We start from the raw sequence: 24,644 nt of genomic DNA, 5'->3' as shown, positions 1-24,644 counted from the left end.
TTGAAGTCTCCAGCTTTTATAAATTGTTCGGTACTAGTTGGATATCCTCGTAGTGAACAAGGAGTGCAAAATAATGACTTACTCTGTTTCGCCGTCATCACTACTCACCGAGTACGGCAACGACAACATATGCCGTGTTCTCGCACTTGATGGTGGCGGTGCAAAGGGCTTTTATACGCTGGGTGTCCTCAAGGAAATTGAGGCTATGCTTGGGTGCCCATTATATAAGAGGTTTGATCTTGTATTTGGTACTAGCACCGGTGCGATTATTGCCGCGCTCATCGCTCTAGGATACGAAGTAGATCAAATACACGCACTGTACACCGAACATGTACCACGAGTTATGTCCAGCCGGTCGGCTGCGGCAAGAACAATGGCGCTCCAGGATTTGGCTAAGGAAGTTTTTCAAGACAAGACATTCGAAGATGTTCTGATGGGTATTGGCATCGTCGCAACTCGATGGATGACCGAAAGACCAATGATCTTCAAAGGTAATGTTGTGCAGGCCCATGGTCGCAAGGGAACCTTCAGTCCAGGATTCGGGGTCAGCATCGCTGATGCAGTGCAAGCGTCTTGCTCGGCTTATCCGTTCTTCGAAAGGAAAGTGATTATTACCGCAGCAGGAGATAAGGTTGAGTTGATCGATGGAGGTTACTGCGCAAACAACCCCACCTTGTTTGCAATCGCCGACGCCACTGTCGCTCTGAAAAAAGATCACAAGGATATCCGGGTTATAAATGTCGGTGTTGGTATCTATCCAGAACCTAAACCAGGTCTCCTTATGCGGATTGCTAAGAAATGGCTCGCAGTCCAGCTGCTTCAAAAAACTCTAGAGATCAATACACAATCGATGGATCAACTACGCGACATTCTATTCAAAGATATTCCGACGATTCGGATCAGCGACACATTCGAACGGCCTGAGATGGCGACAGATTTACTTGAGTACAATTTAGATAAACTGAATACCCTTCGACAGCGTGGTAGGGAGTCTTTTGGAGCTCGTGAGGCACAATTAAGAGAGTTTCTGATATGAGTGAGGCGAAATAATATGGGAATACCTGAATCACAGCTCGATACATGGTCCCACCAAGGATCTATTGCACAGTCTGCCTCGACTTATAGCATTATAAAGAATGCATTAGAGAGCGCAAACACTAAGTATCATGGAAAGAATTTTAAAGTATTCCTTCAGGGCTCCTATGGAAACGATACTAACATTTATGCTGAAAGTGACGTTGATGTAGTCATATGTCTTGATGATGTCTACTACAGTGACCTCACACAGTTATCACCAGAAGACAAAGATGCGTATGACCGTGCATTTGTTCCTGCAACCTACTCGTATACTCAATTTAAGCAAGATGTGCTTGAGGCTCTTACAGAGCGCTTCGGGTCTGATGTTAAGGTCGGAGATAAGGCCATAGTTGTAGCGGCAAATGGAAGTAGGCGCAAAGCTGACGTTATCGCATCAATGCAGTTTCGTCGTTATTGGAAATTCAAGGGGCATTACGACTCACAATACGATGAGGGCATCTGTTTCTTTAATGGCGCTGGTGAACGGATTGCCAATTACCCCAAGCAGCATTCAGAAAATCTCACCTTAAAACATCAGGCCAGTAATAAATGGCTAAAGCCCATGGTTCGCGTACTGAAGAACCTTCGAAGTAAACTCATTGCTGACGGAAAATTGAAGTCAGGACTTGCACCTTCCTATTACCTTGAAGGTCTACTCTACAACGTGCCAAATGAAAAGTTTGGCACCAGTTATGCTGATTGTTTTGTCAATGCCATGAATTGGATTCAGACAGAAGCAGATAAAGACAAGCTGGTATGCGCCAATGAACAGTATTACTTGCTTTGGGAGGGGACACATACCTCATGGGAGAAAGCCGATGCGGAAGCGTTTATCGACGCTGCAATAAAAATGTGGAATGAATGGTGAAGTGAGTCGACAAAACTGCTGGTCTTAGGGCACGGCAAACAGCAAGCAGGAGAAATCGAGGTGGCAGGTAGCATCATTAACCTTTTTATGTGGGGATATCAGGACAGCTACAGAATTCACATCCAGATTCTGGCACGTAATGTACTGAAAAAATTGGGTGCACCGGCTGATGCAGAAGTGCTACTTGTTGGTGCTCGCCGCCCTGGCAGTAAAAATGCGAATCCGATATGCGTAGAGCCAGAAGATGGTAAGTGGCATCTATCTTTGTTTGAAGGATTGCTGGATTCAGTTGAATCGATTTACAAGAATCATCGGTTACAGAGTATGATTTTTGGTGATGGGCCAAGCATGCGCGACAAGCCAGAGTGGATACGTCGCGACTCAGTGCGAACATCGGTTAGTAAGGCACTTGATGCTTTTGATACCGAGCATAACGTAACGTCATTTTGCGGAGAGTCTAGGCGAATAGACGACTATTATGTCACCCCAGTCATACAGATTCCAAACGACACTTTCGAGAAATTCCCTCCTTTGCTCTCCAATTCTGTTGACGAAAGCCAACAAGGACATGGATTTCGTAGTCTGATACATGCAGCGATGTATGCGGTTCTTCGTGAGGCTACCGAGGAATTGCATAACCCTGATCCAGGAAGATTTATCCATGGCAGTATGAGAGATGCCGAGGAAATAATACGGATTGCTGCAAAGGACTTTCTGCACACCGCAGGCCTCTCGATCGAACGAAGATACATTCATACTGATCTTTTCGATGCTTTGAACCTTGTCTCCTCTCTTATGTACGAGGGGGCGAAAGGCATAGGTCAGCTCATTCTCGTCGATCCAGATAACGAGGCGGTTGAGTTCCTGGCGAAGTTTGTTGAGCCAGTTCCCTTTCGTGAGCCACGATGGGTTCGGAAAGTCTTGCAGATGGCGGCATCAGGTGTCGGCATTATCGCAAATAGTCAGTACATCTATGGACTTGGGAGACTGAAGGAGTCGCACGATCCCAGTGCACAAGATGCGTTCACGGTAGATTTTATAGATCATTATCACTGGCAGTTGTACTGCGGTAACCAAGCACTGCTTCTCAGTCAATATGCTGTGCCCAAACTTCCACAGGAGCCTTTTGACAAAGCTGCCTTCCTGGCAAATTACGCGAGACTATTTCCGTTGTCTTCACAAGATAGTGGATTGCACTTGTGGAACCTTCTGATGACCCAAACCAGTCAGGGGCATGGGAGCATGATTGTCGTTGCGGAAGATGCGGCCTGCGAGGCGAATCGACTTTGCAAGCAAGGTACTAGAATCGTGCCAACTAAGCTCACTGAATCACTCCTTCGAAGTGTCAGCGGTATTGATGGCACAATACTGCTTGATCCTGCTGGTCTTTGCCATGCTATCGGGATTATTCTCGACGGTGAAGCGACCGATGAGTGTACGCCATCAAGGGGATCTCGGTATAATTCCGGAGTGCGTTACGTGCAAACGAGCGGCACTCGAAGGCTTGCGATCGTCGTGTCGGATGATCGAACAGTCGATATCATTCCTCAAATCAAGCGACTGTGCAGTCGTTCAAAAATAGAACAATGTGTCGTAACACTGGAGGCGGCAACGCTCGACAACTATCATGATTCTCGGAATTGGTTAAACGACCATCGCTTCTATATCAACGCTGAGCAATGCGCTCGAATTAATGCCGTACTCGACAAACTAGATGCCGTTCCAAAAGAAGTAGGTCTTATCTATTTTGAAACTGAGAGATTTGAAGTTGACCCAGAGATGGACGAAAGCTATCTCATAGACTGACCGAATACCGTTGCGTGATGTCAATATTAGGTACCTCGTGCCAATATCATGGCCTAACGTTTGTTGGTGTTAGTAGGGATGTTATCGTCGTTGGCCTTATCGTTAGGAATTATCTTGCCTGTGGGGGCTTCACTTTAGGTCAGGCAGGCTTCAAGAGTTTGGTTCATCGGACACTGCCTGATAGTGCCAGTGGATGTCACGTACCGCAAAGAGTCATCGAATGATTCTTCTTCGTTTCAAATGAAGACCTTCCTTTGATTGGATATAAAATGTAAAAATTCTAACTTTACAGGTTAAATCAGTATGTTTTATAGAATTAAAAGTGTTTTATACTAATTACAAAAACACTGATTATTTGTACATTGAAAAGAATAAAAACAGACATATCTTATAGCTATATTCTCTGGTTATGGGGTTTTCAATGTCTGAATTGCATGTAGTCAATGACCATGGAGTACGGCTACTCTGCCTAAATGGTGGTGGGGCCAGAGGGATGTTTACAATCAGTGTGCTTGCTGAGATTGAGAGGATACTTGCCTCTAGGCACCCTGACCAAGAAATCAGAATTGGCGATTACTTTGACCTCATCGCAGGGACATCGATAGGTGGGATCTTGGCTCTCGGCCTTGCTAAAGGCAAGAGTGCTCGCGAGTTGGAATGTGTTTTCTTAGATAAAGCGAATGATATTTTTCCACCAAGATGGTGGCTATTCAATCTCCTTAAATCACTTGTTTCTCCCATTTATAGTAGTAAACCACTTCGACAAACAATTGAAACGATGATCGGTGGTGAGACTACCTTTAATGACCTGGCCCGGAGAGTAATGGTCCCGGCAGTCAATCTTTCAACAGGAAAACCTCAGTTCTTCAAGACACCACATAACCCAGATTTTACCCGCGACGGTGCACTTAAATTGATTGATGCCGCACTCGCAACCTCCGCTGCACCGACGTTCTTTGCACCACACCATTGTGAAGACCTTGGTTCTTATTTTGCTGATGGAGGTCTGGTCGCCAACAACCCCAGTTATATCGGATTTTTGGAAGTTTTCAGGGACATGAAGTCTGATTTTCCTGATGTTGCTCATAAAGACATACACATACTTAATATCGGTACTACCGGGGAAGAGTATTCACTTAGCCCAAGGCTGCTGAGCAAAAAATGGTGGAATGGCTACTGCCGACTTTGGGGCGTAGGTAAAAAACTGGTCCTTACAACCATGACGGCTAACCAACATCTCCATAAAAATATGCTCCTGCGCGAGCTTACGCTCCATGGTGCCTCCGATAACTACACCAGTCTGGATGAAGTGATCCCTAATGAAGCAGCCAGCGACATCACTCTGGATAATGCCACGAAAAGTTCCATTGAAAACCTGCGCGCAAGGGGAAGACAACTCGCTACTGTGCAGTTCGCTCAGAACCAGAAGCTTAAGAGCTTTTTCACTACACCTGCAAAACCCTTTAAGCGCGCAATCGCGCAGGAGAAACTCTGATGCCTTGGGATTTTAACAATTACTATAGTCACAATATGGATGGCTTAATCAGTAAGCTCAAATTGAGCAAGACTGAATCCGATAAACTCAAAGCACTTCGTCAGATCGTACGTGAAAGGACGAGAGATGTATTTCAGGAAGCTCGCCAAGTCGCAATTGACGTGAGAAGGCAAGCGCTGACACTTGAAAGTGTCAGATTAAAACTTGAGAAAACAAACGTTCGCTACCTCTCCCCCGAAGAACGTGCTGATCTAGCGCGACTTATTTTTGAAATGGAAGATGAAGCACGCGATGACTTCATCAAATTCCAGCCTCGTTTCTGGACTCAAGGAAGTTTTCAGTACGATACGTTAAACAGGCCTTTTCATCCGGGGCAGGAAATGGATATTGATGATGGCACCTACATGCCCATGACGGTGTTTGAATCCGAACCGAGCATTGGACACACTCTGCTTCTCCTTCTCGTGGATACATCACTGAAATCACTAGAAGCTGAAAACGATGGCTGGGTATTTGAAGAAAAGAATACCTGCGGACGCATCAAAATCTATCGGGAGAAAACACACATTGATGTACCGATGTATGCGATCCCTAAAGAACAATTCCAGAAAAAACAAACAGCAGCAGATTCAGCACACCTCATAAAGTCAGATTCGGTGTTTGAATCTTTTGCATTGAACCGGGGGGGACGCGAGGCTTATGCCGTTGAGTCCGACAAAGTGAACCTGGCACTTCGCGAAGGGGTCAGAAGATGGTCAGTCAGCGACCCCAAAATTGTTGAAGACTGGTTCAACGAAAGCTGTAAACGTATCGGCGGGCATCTGCGTTCAGTTTGCCGGTTTATGAAGGCTTGGCGGGATGCACAATGGGAAGTTGGGGGCCCTTCATCAATCAGTCTGATGACTGCAGTCGTCAACATCCTCGATAGAGAATCTCATAATGGCTCCGACCTCACCGGGACGATGAAACTTATTGCCAGGTTGCTGCCTGAGGAATTCAATCGCGGTGTGGAAAGTCCCGACGATACTGACGAAAAACCATTGTTCCCTGCGGAAAGTAACCATAACGTGCACCATAGAGCTATCGTTGAAACTATGGAAGGTCTGTACGGTATTTTACTTGCCGCTGAGCAATCAGAAAGTCGGGAAGAAGCGTTACGTAAAATCAACGAAGCATTTGGTAAACGTGTGACTAATGCCCTATTAATCACGTCAAGTGCTGCAGCTCCGGCATTTCTCAATGCACCATCCAAAGAGCCATCATCTAAACCAATCAACAAAACGATGGTAAGTGGCTGATGAAGGACGGGCAGCTCCATCAAGTGATGACGGGATGCGGGTATCGCTATACGCGTGCCCGCAATCTTCCTGAAAAATCGATTCTGCACAGCAGGGAGCGAGGTGCAGGATATTACACGAAAGAATACGCGACTGATGCCGGTAATTTTAATGTTGCATTGGTGATTCATCCCGACCCTTTCACAGAACTGCCGACAGCATTCATTATTGAGCAACCTGAACAGTTCAAAAGTTGCCTTATGCCCCATGTCGCCCTGGAAGGGTTCCTTTGCTATGTTGAGCAGATGGAAGCAGACTGGGATTCCAACGATCTGGAAGCGACATATAAAGAAGTTGATGCACAGATACACCAGACCCTCATTAATTCGGTATCCGCTGCTACGCAAGGGGTAAATGATAAGAGAGAACTGGAAGGGGAGTTTGCTGCATACTGGCGTCCCAGCGAGACACTCTTTCTTCTGTCAAACGCAAGTCGGGGGACCACACTTAAAACCTCTTTGGCAAAATTACTTAAGTCTGATGGAACTACCAGACAGGAGTACATAACGGTTGAGGAATCATCCCCGGAGGACTCGGAAGCCGTTATGACCAAGTGGCTCAAACAAAGGTATTTCCCCAGAACTTCGTTAAAAGAAATACCCATCAGCACGCATTACATTTCTGTAAATCCCAGCCGTCTAGCCGGGATGAAATGGCCACCGGCTTCATTCCGGGACTTACTGGAATGGCTTGAAAAATCAGACCACAATGCCAGAGATAGAGTCATTGAAAACATCAAAGCCGAAGGGAAGAAAAGGTACATTTTTCTCTTTGATGTTTTAAACCAGGACATCTTAGCTATCTATGTTGAGTTCAATGCGCAGTCTGTTGATTTCAGAAGGTACCGGAAGTCAGCCAAAAACTCAACGGTCAAGCTTGCGGCGATGTTGGGTGGCAAAAGTGTTTGCACGGAATATCAAAGGCTGGGTGTCATTCGTGCTGACATTGCGACGCTCCTTAGCCGGAATACACGACGGAAGGGGGCAGTAAGTCTTTCAACAAAGCGTATAGCGTTGATAGGTTGTGGAACAATTGGAGGGTATCTGGCCGAATTATTACTACGCAACGGAGCCGGATGTGGTAAGGGTTATCTGCATCTTTATGATGATGATATCTACAAACCCAGTAATTTTGGCCGTCATACCCTATCGTCACATGATTTCGGGTGGCCTAAATCCCTTTCACTTGCGGCAAAGCTACAGGAGTCTGTGCATTTACAGACAAAGGTTGTAGGATTTATGGAACAATTCCGTATCAGCGCAGATGAAATGCAGAAGTACGACATCATTATTGATGCGACAGGACGCCCACCTGTGTCAAAACGCATCGCTGCGGTGGTTAGACAGATTCCACTGGAGCAAAGACCATATATTATTCACGCGTTCAATGATGGCAACGGCCGGGCATCAAAAGTCTTTATTGATGATGGCCGAAGCTGTTACGGGTGTATGGTTTCTAACCCTGCAAAATACCATAAAGGAACCGATTCAAGGTTTAATGATCTTGATATATCAAGCGAAAAAAATAAAAGTTGTGGCAGCACTTACACCCTTTATGATGCAGCAGTTAGTAGCATAACGTCATCTCTGGCCCAGATGGCCGTGTTAAGTACTCTAGAACCAGAGTTAAAGTGGACTTACAATGAACATATCCTTGAGGGGGGGCGTTCGCTCAGACCTCAATTTTTGCCACATCAGCCGAATTGCCCTGTGTGTAATGAACATAAATGAATTGGTATTCATCGATAATTTTGACAATCATGTAGTGGTCATGAGCGAAGTCGTTCGACTGCTCAAGTCATATCGCCAAATGCAATATGTCAGCACAGAAGCTGGAGGGGTTCTGATAGGAGAACGCCGGGGACCTCACATCGTTATTACTCACATTTCGGAACCAGGGCCGGGTGACATCAGGACACGTAATCGGTTTGAAAGAAAAGGTGACCATCATCAGCTGAAAGTAGATGAACTGTTTGAACAGTCAAATGGCTTTCTTGTTTATTTAGGCGAATGGCATACACATCCCGAAGATTTTCCTCAACCGTCTTATACAGACATGAAATCTTGGCTGACTGGACTGATCGCAACAGAGACAATGCTCCTGATTATTGTAGGCAGAAAATCTGAGTGGGTAGGAATAAAAAACGGAAATGATATAAAAAGTATAAGAGAGAAGTAAAAAAATAGATGAAATTGTTGAGTTGCACTCATTTTTCAGATATTAGTCATTTTTAACAGTATAGTTTATGTGTTAAAATAAATTTAATATGATGGCTATTTTGGGGGCATCTAATGGGGAGAGGACGAAAAAAACACCACTCGAATTTCCCTCGCAATTCTTTATAAGTGGAGTCTTCCATAATAATCAGTTTCGATGGAGTATATGAGGTATGCAGGGGTATTTTTCTAGGGAAAATGGCTACTGAAAGGAGTTTTTCCATGATTAATATATCAGTAGCGCGAATTATCCTTCTATTTTAAAAGAACGAACATGGCTGGTTGTGGTAATTAAACATTCCGAAAGTTAATAAAAAGATATATCGGAGTCAGTGTTAAGTGATATTCTTTTTATTGATATTCTCCCCACGGATTTTCTGTCTGTATAATATCGACCGGAAAGTTGGAGCGCATTGTTACTTTCAATTACGTCGAATATAGTCGAGCCAATATACTCGCTCCAACTAGGGTTTTTAGGGGTTGATTTATATACATAATACAATTTGTTGTTATCCAGTTCCTTAGTTGGCGTTGCTTCTAGCGTAACAGATTTAACTGTGGGGCCGTGCATTTCTATCTTTGTTACAAGGAGTGCTTGCTTTATTTTTGCGCGGACTTCAAATTCATCATTTGTTTCTGTGATTATATGTCCAACCCAAATTCCATTTAAGTCAGGATATATGTCTTTCTTGAAAAACCTTATTGTTCCCCATATTAGTCTTGATATCTTTGATGAAAGGAGAAAGAAGTTTATGATAATGGATGCTAATGATGATATTGATAACAATTTGAGCAGGCTTAAGTCAGAAGACAGAACTGTCTTAAAGATCCAAAATGAAAGTATTGTGACAAACAAAGAGATTAGTGATACCGTTTTTAACAACCAGTCAAATCTTATTATTCTAAACATTTCGCACCACTATAATATGTCTTTGTAAATAGAAATCATATTCTTACCGTTGCTTTTAGAATTTAACAGTGCAACATAGGCTTCTCTTAGATTCGCTCCCACACCAGCTGAAAATGTAATTTCGTCAAAGGAATAGGATTTTATCTTATCAAAAACAAAGTTAAGATTGACCTCGTTGTCTGTTTTCGCTGTAACACCATCTGCGGCTTGGAAAATTATCTCAAATCCATTGGATAAAAGCATTTTAGATATTTTTTTTGTGGTATCATTTAATTTGTTGCTTATGTATGTCAACCTCTCTTCTGAGTTGGATAAGTATGATGAGGTTATTTTTCTCCCCACATCATCGCCATCTATCGCTATGTACATATTAACTCCAAACTAACATGGATTATTATCTAAGTGGTTATATTATATCAACCCTGAATGCTTAGTTGCAAATGAATTTATTTACTTAAAAACGTTGCGGTTTAAATTGTATTTATACCCGGCCAAAACGAGGTTTGTATTTTAAATTTTTTTAATTTTAATGGGTTTAATCCTATGTCTTGTTAAATACATCAAGTGTGTTGAGGTTTTATATGTTCAATGTGGCGATTAATTCAATTGTTCTGCTTGTAATCTACACTTAAATGATAATTATTAAATCTTTACACTAAAGATTTCTCATGACATTGGCATTATAATTAAGTGAAATAATATACCTGTTAAGCCCTTTGAGAATGATTCTCCGGTTACGGTGCTGTGGCCATTTCCAAGAAATCTCTCACCCCAGATCTAGGTGGTGGTGGATAGACTGGATGCTGCGTTCAATAATGAGACAGCCCGGCTCCGGTTGTAAGTGATGCCGGAACGAGACAATTAATTTAAGAACAAACCGCCCCCGGTTAGCAGGATCGTCTCGTCCGGCAGGAAAGCATGCTAACACCTACATGAAGTCCCTGTCAGTGCAGGCCCCAGACTCAACACCACCAATTTACTTTTCACCATTGCGAAGTAAGGGGCGCTACGCCCGGCTATGCAGGGGCAGTTTTTCTCCTGTGCGCTTTTCGTTCCTGTATCGGCTTCCTGTTAATCGTTTCCCAACACAACCCGTCCTGCAAGGGTAAATGGCACGCTTGCTGCGCCCTTGCAGGACAGAACGATGCCGGGAAAGCGAACCGTCAGGCGATACGAAGACGAAAAAAACACACTGACGGAGAAAAAATCATGACAATTTCCCTGCATAACCCCCGGACAAGCGCCCCTAACACCGCAGCGGCGACCAGCATATCCCCGCTGGACCCGTCAGGCTCCTCAAAAACGAAATTTTCTAAAACCAGAACGGATATTTATCAGACCGTTACCGACAGCATCATTGCAGCGCTAGAAGCCGGTGTGAAACCTTGGTCATGCCCGTGGCAGCGTGTATCCGGCATGTCTGGTCTGCCATCGAATTACGCCACCAGCATAGCCTACAGCGGTATGAATATCATGTTGCTATGGTGCAGTGCATCAAAACAGGGTTTCAGCGATTCACGCTGGATGACCTACAAACAGGCACAGGCAGCAGGTGGACAGGTTCGCACACGTGAACGTGGCACAACAGCCATTTTCTACACCACCCTGGAGAAGGAAAACGCCGCCGGAGAAGTTGAACATATTCCGATGCTGAAAACCTTTACCGTGTTTAACGTTCAGCAAATCGACGGCCTGGCCCTGACAACTGAAACTGTCAGCCCGGAAGCAACCTTTGACCCGGTGCCGCAGGTTGAGAACCTGTTACGGAAGAGTGGCGCAAACATCATCGAGAAAGGACAAAACGCCTTTTTCAGCCCATCAACAGATGAAGTCTGGCTACCGGAGCGCCATCTGTTTTCAGATGCGGCTAATTTCTACGCTACAGGTCTGCATGAGCTGATTCACTGGAGTGGTGGCAAAAAACGTCTGAACCGTGAAATGAAAGGGAAGTTTGGCAGTGCGGATTATGCAGAGGAAGAACTGATAGCAGAGCTGGGAAGTGCCTTTCTGATGGCTGATCTTGGCATTGAGGGAGAGGTACAACATGAAAGCTATATTGCTTCCTGGCTGAAAGAGCTGAAAAACGACAAGCGTTATATTTTCAAAGCGGTCAGCGCAGCCTCTAAAGCACATCGTTATTTGATGGACAAAATCTGAGCCGCAAGGTCTCAGGGCCGCAAAGGAGTGTGGCTTTCCGTGCTGGGATAGGCTTAACCGGTAACGCTGTAGAGGTATGAGTGAGACGGAGCGGAGTCGGAACGAGCACCGAACAATCATACCTCTACAGCGGAATAGTGCATTCTATGCGTTGATTATGGTGTCTGGCATTAGAACTTCTTTTAAATCTGAGAGTTGAAGCTCTGAAGTTATGTTGATCGGACGGTTGACAATAAGATATTCTGGTGTTTCTCCCTCCTTGGTTCCGTACTACCAAAAAGAAGACCATATAGAGGAATTAGTATGGCAAATTTCGAGGACTGGTGTGATTCGACAGAGCGTAATATCAGCGACCATTATTTGCAGTCAATAACGGCCAGGGATGCCGAGTGTATGTTCGGCGTTCAGGTTATGGCCGCGCTAATACCTGAACACTATGCGTCACCAAGAAATATCGCTAACGCATTTGAAGCTCTAGGTAAACCGGGGCTGGCGGCATACATTGCTGGAAAATTGCCTGAAACGAAACAGATTCGTTCCGGTGATTTGGGTGAGATATTTGCAACTGAATGGATAAATGCACGTAGCAATGGCTATAAAACGCCTATAAAAAGATTGCGCTGGAAAGATCATCGCAATATGTCGATGCGTGGTGAGGACGTCATTGGTATTTACATAGATCAGTCTTCTCAACAACTTTTTTTCCTTAAAACCGAAGCGAAAAGTCGCGCCAAAATGACGGGAGAGGTGGTTTCTGAAGCCCGTGATAACTTGAATAAAGAGCAAGGGCTGCCATCTTCACATGCCCTAATGTTCATAGCAGATCGCCTGAATGAACAGGGTGAGGAGCTTTTGGCTAAAGCGATCTTAAATGCAACGCTTCGGCAAGGAATTGTTCCAGGATGCGTCCGGCATCTTATCTTTCTATTATCGGGCAACTCTTCAGAAACTATGCTGACCACTTCAATTGAAAAGTATACAGGTCAAAATAATCAGTGGGGTGTTTGTCTAAGAATTGCTCGCCATGGTGAGTTTATTGCCGCAACTTTTGAAAAGGTGATTAGCGATGCCAGCAACAGCTGATGAAATTATCGAAGCTATTAAGGAAGCTTCAGCTGTAGGTTTTCGCGGGCGCCTGATTGCACGCGGGCAAGCCCGGTCGGTGATCTGGCGAGACGGTGACTTGCCGCCGGATGCACCGGAGTTTAGCGCACTGCTCAGTCAGGACCTTCAAGGCTATGCTTATGCCCTAATCGATCTCGGCCTTCGTCTTCGAGAACTTAATGGAGACGACGCCTATGCGCGAATTGCTTTTGAACAGGCCGGAACCGCACTCGAGTCGGCTATTGCTAAAGGAAAACGAGACAGCCGGGATACAGATTTTCACTTCGTAATGGCTGCTGCAAGCTATCACCTTGCGCATCTTTCAGCACGAGCCTATTCGTTACTCGCAATGGTTGGTCAGGATGATAATTTTTCACCAATAGAGAGGGCTCTTACACAACTGATCCGGCGTGATTTGCGTACTCTGCGCGATAATGCGTTGGGCTTTCGGCTCAGAGGTGATGGCAGTGACGTGAAAATTACTGAAATCCTCCAGGCTCGCCTAAACTTGCCGCAAGACGAGAACGGTGACAGTGAGTCAGAGGAGGACATCCTTTTTGATGGGCTTGATTTGGCACTGACTGACGCCTATATGTCGGCCATTTCTCTCTACCTTCTCGCTGTAGAAAGGGGAGAATCACGTTTGCTTTCCAGGGCTATTGAAAAATTAAGAATTAGTCTAAGTATATGTGCTCAGTTTAATATGCTACCCCAGTGGTGGCTAAACTTTATTACCATTCATCTGTTATCTGACCTTTGGTCAGATACATTCCATGAAAGATTGCCACTGGTTCCAGTTGGTGGTGACGCTGCTGAATGGCCCGTGCTTCGGGAACTGTTTATTGCACTGCTTCAAAGACGACCTCGAGCCGAAATTGATCTCTGGCCATCGCAGAGAGAGGCCGCCGGACGCTCTGTTAATGACAATGACGATTTGGTTGTTTCGTTGCCAACCAGCGCTGGAAAAACTCGTATTGCTGAATTGTGTATTCTTCGCTGTCTGGCGGGTGGCAAGCGTGTTGTTTTCATCACCCCGCTTCGTGCGCTTTCTGCACAAACAGAAGCCACTCTCTCCAGAACATTTGGGCCGCTTGGGAAAACAATATCAATGCTGTATGGAAGCATTGGCGTAAGTGGTATGGATGAGGATGCAATTCGCCAGCGTGACATCGTCGTCGCCACGCCTGAAAAACTTGACTTTGCTCTCCGGAATGACCCGTCAATTATTAATGATGTAGGACTTTTTATTTTTGATGAGGGGCACATGATTGGGGCCGATGAACGAGAGGTTCGGTATGAAGTTCAAATTCAACGGCTGTTGCGCAGACAGGATGCCGATACGCGCAGAATTGTCTGCCTCTCGGCAATTCTACCTGATGGTGAGCAACTCGATGATTTTGCCGGTTGGCTCCGTCGTGACAAGCCCGGAGGACCAATCAAAAATAATTGGCGACCGACCCGCTTGCAGTTTGGCGAGGTCATATGGTCCGCTCCAGCAGGTCGGCTTAATCTCAGCGTCGGTTATGAGGCGGCTTGGGTATCGCGTTTTATCGTCAGCAGACAACCGCCAAAGGTTAAATTACCTAATAAAAAGCAGCGAACAAAAATGTTTCCCTCTGATAACAAGGAGCTCTGCTTAGCGACAGCCTGGCGTCTAATTGAAGATGGACAGACCGTACTTATCTACTGCCCACTTCGCCGGAGCGTCGAACCGTTTGCCGAGACAATTGTCGATCTGCATCAGCGCGGACTACTGCCATCTTTATTTGATGCTGCCCCGGACATTCTGGATACGGCTATCTCGCTGGGAGAAGAATGGTTGGGGGCACACAGCCCGATACTTGCCTGCCTACGGTTGGGCGTGGCTCTTCATCATGGCGCATTGCCTACGGCTTACCGCAAAGAAATCGAACGTTTGCTGCGAGATGGGGTACTTAAAGTGACGATCTCATCACCGACGCTAGCACAAGGTCTTAATCTTTCGGCAACAGCTATCGTCATGCATTCTCTTCATCGGAATCGCGAGCTTATCAAAGTGTCCGAGTTCAGAAACGTCATAGGCAGAGCAGGGCGCGCATATGTAGATGTTGAAGGGCTGGTGATTTATCCAATATTCGATAAATTAAATAAACGCCAGACTAACTGGCATACCCTCACATCTGACACGGGGGCCCGTGAGATGGAGAGCGGACTAATACAGCTTGTCTGTGTGTTATTGATTCGCATGCATACACGGCTTGGTGGGGATTTAAAAGCACTCACTGAATATGTGACCAACAACGCCGTAGCGTGGGAATTTCCAGAAATTATGACCGAATCTCCGCAAGAAAGAGATATTGCGCAGGCCATCTGGGAAAAACAACTTTCAACGCTTGATACTGCTATTCTGAGCCTTCTTGGTGAGAATGATATCCCGGATGACCAGATTGAAACTGCTCTTGATGACATTCTTCAGTCTTCACTTTGGCAACGCAGTTTGCAGCGTTATAGGGATGAGAATGAACGGATTTTGCTGAAATCGGGACTCCTGTCCCGCAGCCGCTACATCTGGCAGCGCTCAACGGCATCAGGGCGCCGGGGGTATTTCCTGTCGGGGGTAGGACTTACAACCGGGCTACGACTTGATGCTATTGCCGCTAAGGCCAACCAACTATTGATTGATGCGAATGCGGCTATAATGGGCGGTGATGCCGAAGAGGCAATTGCTGCTATCACGGCGCTCGCTGAAGAGGTCTTTATCTTCTATCCGTTTATACCCGATCCATTGCCTGGCGACTGGAGAGGTATTTTACGTTCCTGGCTATTGGGTGAACCCATGACTAACGTCGCGAATACGCAGGCGTCTGAAACGCTTCAATTCGTCGAGAATGGGCTGGTGTATCGACTTCCGTGGGCAATGGAGGCTATTAGGGTACGTGCAACAGCTAATGGAGACCTCATAGGTGCTACAGATACCACGCTAGACGATTATGAGTTAGGTTTTGCGGTTGCTGCTGTTGAAACAGGTACCTTGAGCCGTTCGTCTTCACTGCTTATTCAGGCGGGTTTTAGCTCTAGGCTTGCAGCCATAAAAGTGGTTACAGACACTACTGCCGATTTTCAATCCGGCCAGGAGCTTAGAAGGTGGCTGAACTCTGAAGAAGTGATAAGCCGCACGGATAATCATGACTGGCCTACACCTGAAACCAGAGTGATGTGGCTGGAATTCTTGGGTAGTCTCAGCCCCAAAGGCAGCCAGGTTTGGAGTCGTCATCGTTATAACGGAATGGTGGACTGGAGAGATACTCCGGCAGTGATCGGCACACCATTGCAGCTTTACACTGTTGATGGTATTCATCACGTACTGGCTGATGATGGCACTCCTCTGGGAAGTATAAATGGCAGAATTAACACAAACAGAAGAGGTCTTCTTAGAGTTGAGGTGGATGATGAGAATGGTCGTGCCATGTTCGATTATTTAGGACCGGACGACTTTATTTCTACCTGATTTCTGGTTCGAGCGACTTATGATTGGTGCATGCATCTAGCGTAATCGGTGAGACCGTAGCTATATATTGTTATCCAAGTTGAGCCGTTGCAACTCGTCGAGCGTGTAGACGCGGAAGACATTCCGGTGGCGGGTTTCCAGCGGGATGTGTTGATGGTTAACGATAACGTGTCTGATGCTGTCAAACAGCCGTTCAAGGCCGCGCTTTTTCTGCGGGTCCGGCACGATATAAAAAACGTAAATCCAGTCTTTCCGGGTCCGGGCCAGTAAATGGCTTGCGATGATTGACTGGTAGCGAGCTCTGGTTTTCAGACGGCGCTCGGTCTCAATGGCGATCACGGTTCCGCAAGGGAGAGTGATCAGCCCGTCTGGCCGGTGATTGACCTGATAACGGCTGAGGAAGGTCGTGCGATCGCCGTTTATCCAGCCGGACGCGCCTTTTTGCTCAAGGATGATCCGTGCCGCCTGATTATCAAGGTGATGTTCCAGCGTCCAGCCGGTAATCTTTGAAGGCTCAAATCGTGCGGGGAAAAGCGCATCGTCGGGGGTTAACACAACGGCCAGTCCGTCACTGGTTATGCCCCACAATGAAATTTTTATTGTGCGTGATACCAGGACATGCTTTTGTATTAACCCCATTCTCTCGACTTTTGAAAGAAGGGTATAAAGCGATTTATGATCCCGGAAACCAAATAGCAGTATCAGCGTTTTAAAATCGCTGTAGGTTTCTTCTTTCAGGAAGTTCAGCAGTTGTTTTATTTTTTCTCTGTTGCGTGTCTGGCGTTCTTGATATGTCGAAATCAGCATAACCGCTCCTTAAAAATCCAGCGGGGACAGGTCTTTTTCATCATCAGGTTTTGGCTTTGTCGGTTTTACTTCGCTTTTGTCGAAGAAAAGAGCCGGGTGCGATGCCATCACATCCAGCGCGGTTGGTTTATCATCGTCGCCAAAATCCAGTGCGATCTTCACCGGTGCCGCCGCTGCGGCAATATCAGGGGAAACAGAAAAGGTTTTTAACCGGCGCTTTCTGACCTTTATCGGTGAAATCAGGGAGGCAGAAGGTAGCGTTGTTGTCGTAAAGATAAAACTGACAAAATCAGGCAGGTTCAGGATCATATTGCTGTCAATAAAAAAACGCTCGGCCTGGCGGATTGTGCGCTCACTGTCGATGGTTTCAGTGAGCATATTATCCGTCTTAGCCTTACGGAGTTCGTCATCCACCAGAATCGTTCCTGACATTCTCGCTATCCAGTCTGCTGTATCCGGATCCATAACCCGGTAAACCAGTTTAAATTTGGCATTTTCAACGACCGCACCGACAACGGCGTCGCCTTTCAAATCTGCCGGGCAGTCTTTTAAATCGGCAATGGACTGGTGATCCATAATAATATGCACGCCTTTATCCCGAGCCGCGCCTAAACCTTCCAGCGCTGGCCTGGATAAATGGTATTTCAGTTCGGAAAGATAAATAGCAATGGGGCGGGGTACGTCTGTTACACGTTCGCGCCTTTCTGCTAACTGGTAAAGGCGAACCAGCAGCATACGCTGAGCGGTAATGATTTTGCTGTTTCGCATGGAGCCGATAACATAACAGCAGCCACCTTCATCAAATATTTTTTTGAGTGAAAAACCCTCCGGTGAATTAATGGCATTGAGTAATGCCAGCTCCTCAATCTTGCCAAAAAATGCTTTGATTTTTTCGGCAATACCCTGAACGTAATCACCGTTATAAACATCCCGGATTGTTGTCGATGGATTATCGCTGACAAATTGTGCGGCCATACGGGCGGCTTTCCGGTCGTCGATCCGATAAAAGTCAGATTCCTGACCTTTTTCCGCCAGACTGAAACCTGCAACGAACAATTCTTCCAGTTCATCTGGCGTAATATCTTCAATCAGGTTTAGCTGGTATTGCTGTTTTCGCAGGTCAATTAAGGCAAAGGGTTTTCCTGCATCCTCGCAGGCTTTCCGATAAAGGTGTGGAGCCCATTCATCATCCTTGGGGTCCATAACAAACACACCTTCACCGGCCAGAATACTTTGATAAAGCAATATGCCGGTGGCAACACCTTTCCCAGCTCCAGTGGTGCCGATAATATCCGCGTGTTGTTTCTGCCAGTCTTTTAACGGGAGATACATTGGTTCGTTCTCCCTGTCCATGCCAGTAAAAATGCCTTTATTCAGGTCAATATAATCCAGCGGATCATAATGCAGTGTTTCCGGCAGCAGGGACTTTACGGTGCGGACATCGGTGCGCAATTCGCGTTCAAGGGTAGTTTTTTTAACAAGATGTTTCTTTATTTTGTCCAGTTCCGGCGTGAATACCCGGCGAAGCATAATATGAAAAATAATTCCGGTTACAGTGAAAGCAATCCGTACTGACCAGACCAGTACCGTATTATCACTGGTGAGTCTGGTCTTATACAGCCACTGGAAGGATCCGATAACTATCGGGGCCAGTGTGCCAGAGAGAAAACACAGCAGGGAAAAAGCGATAATCAACCTTTTCCATAACGGGGCTTTCTGCCGTTCATCGCTTTTCATTGATGCAAAAAACGGCATCGTCAGCCCCGCTAATAATGCCAGCACCAGTTGTTTCTGTTGCACAAAAGCCAGCACCGCCAGCATCCCGTTCACTATCGGGGACAGTGAAGCGGTAAGCTTATTTAAAATCATCATGCCTCCTTCGTCAGCGATTCGCCCCATGACATCGCCCCATCAATTCGCCCCACGGTGTCGGGCGAAAAGACGGGGCGAGCGTATGGGGTAAAGAAGGTGGCCGCTGTGCGGCCGTGTACCGGAAAGCATGCTTCCCTGCACGAAACGGCGTGCGCCAGTACATGCGGGCTGGACGCCCTTATTGCCTGTCGCATGGGGGTAATGTCGCGGCTGGACGCCACGCCAAAACCCCCAGGGTCAAAGGCGGCACACCGTCGCACGCTACGCGCGACCACCCCCTTTAAGACGGTCGCTTTCGCCTTTTTCTTCCCTTTGCTCGTTCCTCGCAGCGGGAATAAAAGGGAAGCTGACCTTTAAAGAGGGTGGTCGCGCCACGCTACCGGCTTTTGGCCGGAGACTTAGCCGCGACGGTGTGCGGGGCTATGCCCCCCAAATAAAGCGCTGTCGTGGGCGACAGCTTTTCGCTCGCTGGGGCGGCGAAATTTATTCGGCTCCCCCCGGCCGACAAAATCCGCGTGGGCGCGGCTGTTTGCCGGTGAGGCTCGGTGCCTGAACTATTTTCGCTCCTTAACCCGCGAAAATAATTCTGTCCGCTGCCTCATTTTTACGGACCGCATTTCTTCACTCCTTAATCCGCGAAAAATGTGGGGCCGTAAAAACCTGAAAACCACCACGCCTTAAGCCTGATTCGGCTGAAATGTTTTGGCGCTATAGGGGACCTGCTAATAAAATTAAGGCAGGGGTTAATATTGGCTCTCGCGGATTTCTCTGATGATGTTGGAATAACACTGACGACTTTCTTTAATGCTGGTTTCATTCAGAGTAAATCCTCGCCGGTTAGCTTCTTCTATCAGCGTTATTTTGTCAGTGGCGTTCAGCGTTTGCAGTAATTGCAATAACCGGCAGACAACCCGGTAGTGATAAATTTCATAATAAAGGCCGCATCCGCGCATCGCCTCATTTTCAATATGCTCAATAACACAGGCTGCGCGCATGGAATCCCCGCGCTGATGTGTCCCGGGATGCTGAATAAAACCCGGTTTTGTCATTATGACTACCTCCGTTCATTAACCATGCATGCGGCCAAATTTATTGATAATCTGGCTGATAATTGCCGGGTCTGCCGAATCACACTCAAGTAAGAACGATTTTCTGGCATCGGCAGTGTGGTCCGGCAGAAAACCGTGCTTGTTCTTTTTGATGATATTAAAGAATGCACGTTCAGCAGAATGGCATTCATTGCCGCCGCCGTTCCCGGTGGTTTTACCGTACATGCATAACACCACTTCACAGGCGTCAGCGGCCATGACGGAGGTTGAATATGACGCCATAATGCAGAGTAATAATGCGGAAAATATTGCTTTTTTCATTTCGGTCACCTTCATATTTAAACGAGGGTTGCGTAATTCGATAAGTTATTTATTGAAGCCCTTTACTGAATACACCTCTCATGTCATTGAGATGAAGGGGTTTAAAATAAACATCACTCATCCGGCGTATGTCACCGTGAATATCAATGCTGACTATCACATCAACGCTCTTAAGCACCTTGCGTAACAGCACGTCGAAAGGCATGTTCCGGCAGTCGGGGTTTTCATAGCAGCGGTCAATTAACCCTTCAATACATTCTTCCGGGCTGCCCGCATGCAGGGAGGTCATCAATCCCTCATGCCCGGAACCGACGATTTTCAGCGCATCCCAGGCTTCTTGTCCGCGAATTTCTGCCAGTAACATCCGGTCAGGGTTCATACGATAATTGGCGCGTATCAGTCTGCCGGGCGTGATAATGGCATTATCCCCGGCATCCGCCGGATAAAAGAGATGGACATAATTGGTGTGGTGATAGAACCGGATTTCGGGATTATCCTCGATGGTGGTCAGCCTGAGGTGCCGGGGAATAGAGTGCAGCAGCGTTTTCATATAGGTGGTTTTACCGGAGCCGGTTTCACCGACGATAAAAATCGTCTTGCCGTATTCCACCGCTTTTTCCATAAAGCGGGGCATATCCTCACTCTGATAATAGCGGGTCAGTTCAACATCTTTGCCTTCCGTTCGCTCCTTACCGGTCACCCGGTTATAAAATCCCGCATCAATCCATGACTGATGTGTTTTCTGCCCAAATGCGGGCTTGCGCAGCGTAATAGACACGGTGTTACGCTCACAGGCCGGGGGAATAATGGCCTGAATGCGCTCGCCTGATTCAAGCGTGGCAGAAAGGATCGGCGAGGTGTCGTCGATATTATCTTCCTGCCAGGACGCCAGCGCTCTGGCAAAGGCGTAACACTGACGCAGCGTAATCGGGGCTTCATGTCTTCGCCATTTCCCCCGGATTTTGGTATGCAGTTCACCCGGCCGGTTAACGGCAATTTCCGTCAGGCCGTCCTGCGCAATAAACTCACCAAACAGCTGGTTTTTCATAAAATCCAGCGACAGGTTTTCAGCGTTCATACCACCTCTTTTTCAGTCGCAGCCGCCAGACGGATGAGAAATCAATATCGGTGCCGGTCATGATGCCAATGACATCACCCTGATTCAGATACAGGGTGGGCGGGATATTGATGCTGTTATCCAGCGTCGTTTTCGCCATTTCCGCCGTGGCGGCGCGGGTGTTTTCGGTGTAGTCGGTATTGCGGTCTTTCCCCGGGGCAGCATCCGACGCCGCCGCTGCCACGTCCTGCACCGTACTGAGCATCAGGGCATTGCCGAAGCGCTCCCAGAAGTGATTGTCGATCCAGCCTGAGATCCCCGCCTCGCCGAGCGGGCCGCTGGCCTGCGTGTTGCTGAGCGGGATTTGCAGGCTGCCGGGCTCAGGCGTGCGCAGCTCCGTCCACAGTACAAACATCCGGCTGCGTCCGTGTTGCAGCGCCCCGGTGCGGTAGATGCCACGGGCGATCGTTCCCGCCGGGATCAGCGTTACATGGTTGCTGGCGCTGTAAACATCTTCACTGATCAGGCAGGAAATATGCCCCCCGACATCGGACACGAAGCGCCACATCATCGAACACGGGATATAGCGGTCCACCGGGATATAGAGATCAGGATCGAGACCCAGTCGTCTGACGCCGGTGACACGGGCGACGCCCGGATTGTCGTTGTTACCCGATTCCGGCGCGGCAGTCTCCGGGCAGCGAAGGCTGCCATCCTTTCCCCTGGTCAGTACTGATGGACAGGATGTGTACGTTGTGGATGATGACCCACTGTCGGATGTTTCTGCGTGGCTGCGCGTTTCACCCGGGGACGTGTGTGCATTATCGCCCGGCATTGTTCGGGCGTTGTTCACCCCGTCAGCCAGCGCGGCTGCCTTGTTCAGGGCGGGTGGGGCCGGTGGCAGGGTGGGTGCGGAGGAGACGGTCTGGCTGAGAGGGTCTGTTCCGTCCTGTGTGTGCGGCCCGAACAGGCCAAACGGGTTACTGTCCATCCCCAGATTTTGACGCTCATGAAGCGTCTTCCCGGCGGAGGGCGGCGGCGCGGTGTTGGCTTCTTTCTCATTACCCCCTTTCAATGCACTGAAAAGACGATCGCCGCCGGATGCCAGGGCGATCACCAGAGTCAGACTCAGCAGGCTGACGATCAGCGTGCGGCGACCGGATACCTTACGAAAACGGGTCACTTCCGGCTGGCCGGGGGATGTTCTCTGCTCCGGTTCCTGATACGCCATTGCCGCACGGGCGCGTTCGCGGGCTTCCGCTTCCCGTTCTGCGGTGGTTTTTTCCGGTTCGTCCGGGACAGGTTTATCGGTCATTTCGCCTCCAGCGTAACGGACGGTGAAACAGTGTCGCTACGGGTTATCGGGATGCGCCCGAATCCGTCGTTTTCGATCCCCACCACCGAGGTGCCGTAACGCAACACCAGTTGTGGCGCTGCCGGCACCACCATCACGGTGTAATTACCCTGCTTAACCGTCCGGGGCGTGACTGCCTGCTCCCGTCCGTTAACCACCCGGAAAAAGGAAGGCAGGGTTCTGATGGGGGAAAAACCGATATAAGCAAAACGACCATCATCCCAGGCAAAATCCGGTGCGATGGAGGCGGAACCCGCGGCTACCCGTTTGGTGTAGCGCCAGTTGCGTGGCGTGCTGGCCTGTCCGAATGCCGACGCTATCTGCTGCTTCTCCTGTCTTTCCCGCTGCTGCGTCTGACGCGCGGCGCTGGCGGCGGCAGATTGCTGGCGAGCCTCGGTCGGATAGTGGAAACGGATAACGAACGCCTGCGCGGGGGAATCGTGGTCCAGCACGTTCAGCTCCAGGCTGTAATCACGCTTTGAGGTCACCACGAAGAGGTTGGTCTTCCAGTCCTTTGCCGTGGGCAGGAACACCTGGCTGACGTTGTTGCCGCTGGCGTCCGTCACCGGCTGGGTGATGGGGTTCGGGCTGACGCCGACCCGGTTATCACTTTTCGTCACCGTCCAGCCTTTTGGAAAACCCGCTTGCGCATCAATCACAGCTTCACCGTCGTCGAACAGCAGCGTGGTGACGTAGCCAGGGCGGGTATTCACCACGGTGGCGTTCTGGCTGTTATACGATACGTTCTGCATCCGGCTGTCATAGGCGCTGCCGCGCGGGGTGGCGGCGCTCCATGTCGCGCATGACGCCAGTAAGCCGGTCAGGAGCAGGATGTTTTTCAGCATCATTCGTTCCTCAGTTCTTTATCGCGCTGGTAGCTGGTGACGATAAAGCCCAGCGGGTTCACTTCACGCTGACTGTCCGTCAGTTGCTGATGCGGGACATACCGGTAAGTGAGGCGGATATTCCAGAAGTCCGTTTTCACTGAATTATCAGTAATACGGCGAAGGGTGCGCTTAATACGCAGTGTTGCCAGGTTATCCGGTCCGGTGGCAGGCGCATGCACATTAGAAATAATGTCGATATAGACGACATATTCGGCTTTATTAAAAATAACGTCCGGAGCCTGGTCGCCGTTAAACCCGTCCAGATAATCCCGGTTCACGCTGTCGCTGTTAAATAACTGTATGTCGTCGTAATCACGCTGGAGGGAGAAATAATTATATCCCTCACGGAGTCTGACATAGTGTGCCGCCAGTGAATGGGCCAGCGCTTTTTCAGACGCAATATCCCGCTCTTTAATGCGGGTCATATACTCATAACGACCGGTCTGCTTGTTCACCGACCACAATTCAATGTCAGTGGTTTTCAGCGGCAGCAGAATAATCATGGCCGTGATCGTCAGTGCAGCCAGAATCAGCCCGGCAGCGGCCACCCGCCAGGCGGTTTTGCGGGAACGCTCTTCCTTTTCCAGCAGGATGGATTCAAAAGAGCGCGAGACATTAATGATGCGCTGAATATCAGACATGGTGAGTCAGCTCCTGAATGATGGCGGGGGAATTCACCGGCTGGGGATCGCCGGACACCGGCGGGAGGTCGCCCTGATGCTGCGCGCAGCCCGTAAGCGCGCACAACACCAAAAACAAGATGCTGAATTTCATGGAAGCCTCTTTTCGGATTAATGCAGGAAGGCCGCACCGCTGGCTGAGGCCACGGCGTGACGGGGA

Annotated in this window: 21 protein-coding genes; 10 read left to right on the top strand and 11 right to left on the bottom strand. The window is 48.1% G+C overall.

The genetic code is table 11. The features are described from left to right. Positions 1-73: 73 nt before the first annotated feature. From AC4ICF_RS15005 to cap3, 7 genes are all read left to right on the top strand, one after another. Complete coding sequence (locus AC4ICF_RS15005) at positions 74-1,036, top strand: anti-phage phospholipase (protein ID WP_491466099.1); 963 nt, start codon at positions 74-76, stop codon at positions 1,034-1,036. Positions 1,037-1,051: 15 nt separating this feature from the next. Then, a complete protein-coding gene (locus tag AC4ICF_RS15000; protein ID WP_001593458.1) occupies positions 1,052-1,945 on the top strand; it encodes an anti-phage nucleotidyltransferase in 894 nt (297 codons plus the stop codon). A 60-nt stretch (positions 1,946-2,005) separates the two neighbouring features. Next, positions 2,006-3,751, top strand: a complete 1,746-nt coding sequence (locus tag AC4ICF_RS14995; RefSeq protein ID WP_064375865.1) for an anti-phage protein — start codon at positions 2,006-2,008, stop codon at positions 3,749-3,751. A gap of 421 nt (positions 3,752-4,172) precedes the next feature. Next, positions 4,173-5,246: a CBASS cGAMP-activated phospholipase gene (locus tag AC4ICF_RS14990; RefSeq protein ID WP_032142592.1), complete on the top strand. Its 1,074-nt coding sequence runs from the start codon at positions 4,173-4,175 to the stop codon at positions 5,244-5,246. After that, positions 5,246-6,544, top strand: a complete 1,299-nt coding sequence (gene dncV, locus AC4ICF_RS14985) for a CBASS phage resistance system c-GMP-AMP synthase DncV (protein WP_001593454.1) — start codon at positions 5,246-5,248, stop codon at positions 6,542-6,544. Before AC4ICF_RS14990 ends, dncV begins: the two co-directional genes overlap by 1 nt. Continuing rightward, on the top strand, positions 6,544-8,313 hold the full coding sequence (locus AC4ICF_RS14980) for an E2/UBC family protein (RefSeq protein WP_064375562.1): 1,770 nt from the start codon (positions 6,544-6,546) through the stop codon (positions 8,311-8,313). The genes dncV and AC4ICF_RS14980 overlap by 1 nt, the downstream gene beginning before the upstream one ends. 40 nt (positions 8,314-8,353) lie before the next feature. Next, entirely contained in the window at positions 8,354-8,761 is a 408-nt protein-coding gene (gene cap3 / locus AC4ICF_RS14975) for a CBASS system CD-NTase/cGAS isopeptidase Cap3 (protein WP_223340727.1), read from the top strand. Between the two features lie 345 nt (positions 8,762-9,106). Here the strand turns inward: cap3 and AC4ICF_RS14970 are convergent, their stop codons facing one another. Together AC4ICF_RS14970 and AC4ICF_RS14965 are read right to left on the bottom strand one after the other, a co-directional pair. After that, positions 9,107-9,709, bottom strand: coding sequence for a Cap15 family cyclic dinucleotide receptor domain-containing protein (locus AC4ICF_RS14970; RefSeq protein ID WP_071549951.1), 603 nt, complete (start codon positions 9,707-9,709; stop codon positions 9,107-9,109). A gap of 9 nt (positions 9,710-9,718) precedes the next feature. Next, positions 9,719-10,078: a mCpol domain-containing protein gene (locus tag AC4ICF_RS14965; RefSeq protein ID WP_001593450.1), complete on the bottom strand. Its 360-nt coding sequence runs from the start codon at positions 10,076-10,078 to the stop codon at positions 9,719-9,721. Between the two features lie 840 nt (positions 10,079-10,918). On the opposite strand from AC4ICF_RS14965, the gene AC4ICF_RS14960 reads away from it, so the two are divergent. The 3 genes from AC4ICF_RS14960 to AC4ICF_RS14950 all read left to right on the top strand — a co-directional run bounded on the left by AC4ICF_RS14960 (position 10,919) and on the right by AC4ICF_RS14950 (position 16,457). After that, positions 10,919-11,866 (top strand): ArdC family protein, encoded by a 948-nt coding sequence (locus AC4ICF_RS14960; RefSeq protein WP_001593449.1) that lies wholly within the window; start codon positions 10,919-10,921, stop codon positions 11,864-11,866. A 303-nt stretch (positions 11,867-12,169) separates the two neighbouring features. Further along, positions 12,170-12,949, top strand: coding sequence for a Hachiman antiphage defense system protein HamA (locus AC4ICF_RS14955; RefSeq protein ID WP_001593448.1), 780 nt, complete (start codon positions 12,170-12,172; stop codon positions 12,947-12,949). Beyond that, on the top strand, positions 12,933-16,457 hold the full coding sequence (locus AC4ICF_RS14950; protein ID WP_064375563.1) for a DEAD/DEAH box helicase: 3,525 nt from the start codon (positions 12,933-12,935) through the stop codon (positions 16,455-16,457). Before AC4ICF_RS14955 ends, AC4ICF_RS14950 begins: the two co-directional genes overlap by 17 nt. A 60-nt stretch (positions 16,458-16,517) precedes the next feature. On the opposite strand, the gene mobC is transcribed toward AC4ICF_RS14950, so the two are convergent. From mobC to AC4ICF_RS14905, 9 genes are all read right to left on the bottom strand, one after another. After that, positions 16,518-17,264, bottom strand: a complete 747-nt coding sequence (gene mobC, locus AC4ICF_RS14945) for a MobC family replication-relaxation protein (protein ID WP_001593446.1) — start codon at positions 17,262-17,264, stop codon at positions 16,518-16,520. Between the two features lie 9 nt (positions 17,265-17,273). After that, positions 17,274-19,133, bottom strand: a complete 1,860-nt coding sequence (locus AC4ICF_RS14940) for a type IV secretory system conjugative DNA transfer family protein (RefSeq protein ID WP_058683320.1) — start codon at positions 19,131-19,133, stop codon at positions 17,274-17,276. A 746-nt stretch (positions 19,134-19,879) separates the two neighbouring features. Continuing rightward, complete coding sequence (locus tag AC4ICF_RS14935; RefSeq protein WP_064375564.1) at positions 19,880-20,185, bottom strand: hypothetical protein; 306 nt, start codon at positions 20,183-20,185, stop codon at positions 19,880-19,882. Between the two features lie 18 nt (positions 20,186-20,203). Continuing rightward, positions 20,204-20,506 (bottom strand): TrbM/KikA/MpfK family conjugal transfer protein, encoded by a 303-nt coding sequence (locus AC4ICF_RS14930; RefSeq protein ID WP_064375565.1) that lies wholly within the window; start codon positions 20,504-20,506, stop codon positions 20,204-20,206. 49 nt (positions 20,507-20,555) lie between these two features. After that, positions 20,556-21,584 carry a P-type DNA transfer ATPase VirB11 gene (gene virB11, locus AC4ICF_RS14925; protein ID WP_064375566.1) on the bottom strand — a complete coding sequence of 343 codons (1,029 nt, stop codon included), beginning with the start codon at positions 21,582-21,584 and terminating at the stop codon, positions 20,556-20,558. Beyond that, complete coding sequence (gene virB10, locus AC4ICF_RS14920) at positions 21,574-22,878, bottom strand: VirB10/TraB/TrbI family type IV secretion system protein (protein WP_064375567.1); 1,305 nt, start codon at positions 22,876-22,878, stop codon at positions 21,574-21,576. The genes virB11 and virB10 overlap by 11 nt, the downstream gene beginning before the upstream one ends. After that, positions 22,875-23,762, bottom strand: coding sequence for a P-type conjugative transfer protein VirB9 (virB9, locus tag AC4ICF_RS14915; protein WP_064375568.1), 888 nt, complete (start codon positions 23,760-23,762; stop codon positions 22,875-22,877). Before virB9 ends, virB10 begins: the two co-directional genes overlap by 4 nt. Beyond that, positions 23,762-24,445, bottom strand: coding sequence for a VirB8 family type IV secretion system protein (locus AC4ICF_RS14910; protein ID WP_064375569.1), 684 nt, complete (start codon positions 24,443-24,445; stop codon positions 23,762-23,764). Before AC4ICF_RS14910 ends, virB9 begins: the two co-directional genes overlap by 1 nt. Next, positions 24,438-24,578 carry a hypothetical protein gene (locus AC4ICF_RS14905; protein ID WP_024359940.1) on the bottom strand — a complete coding sequence of 47 codons (141 nt, stop codon included), beginning with the start codon at positions 24,576-24,578 and terminating at the stop codon, positions 24,438-24,440. Before AC4ICF_RS14905 ends, AC4ICF_RS14910 begins: the two co-directional genes overlap by 8 nt. Between the last annotated feature and the right edge of the window lie 66 nt (positions 24,579-24,644).

Source organism: Enterobacter sp. ECC_219_Taxon_10 (genome assembly GCF_058354905.1).
This window is presented reverse-complemented; position numbering and strand designations above follow the sequence as displayed.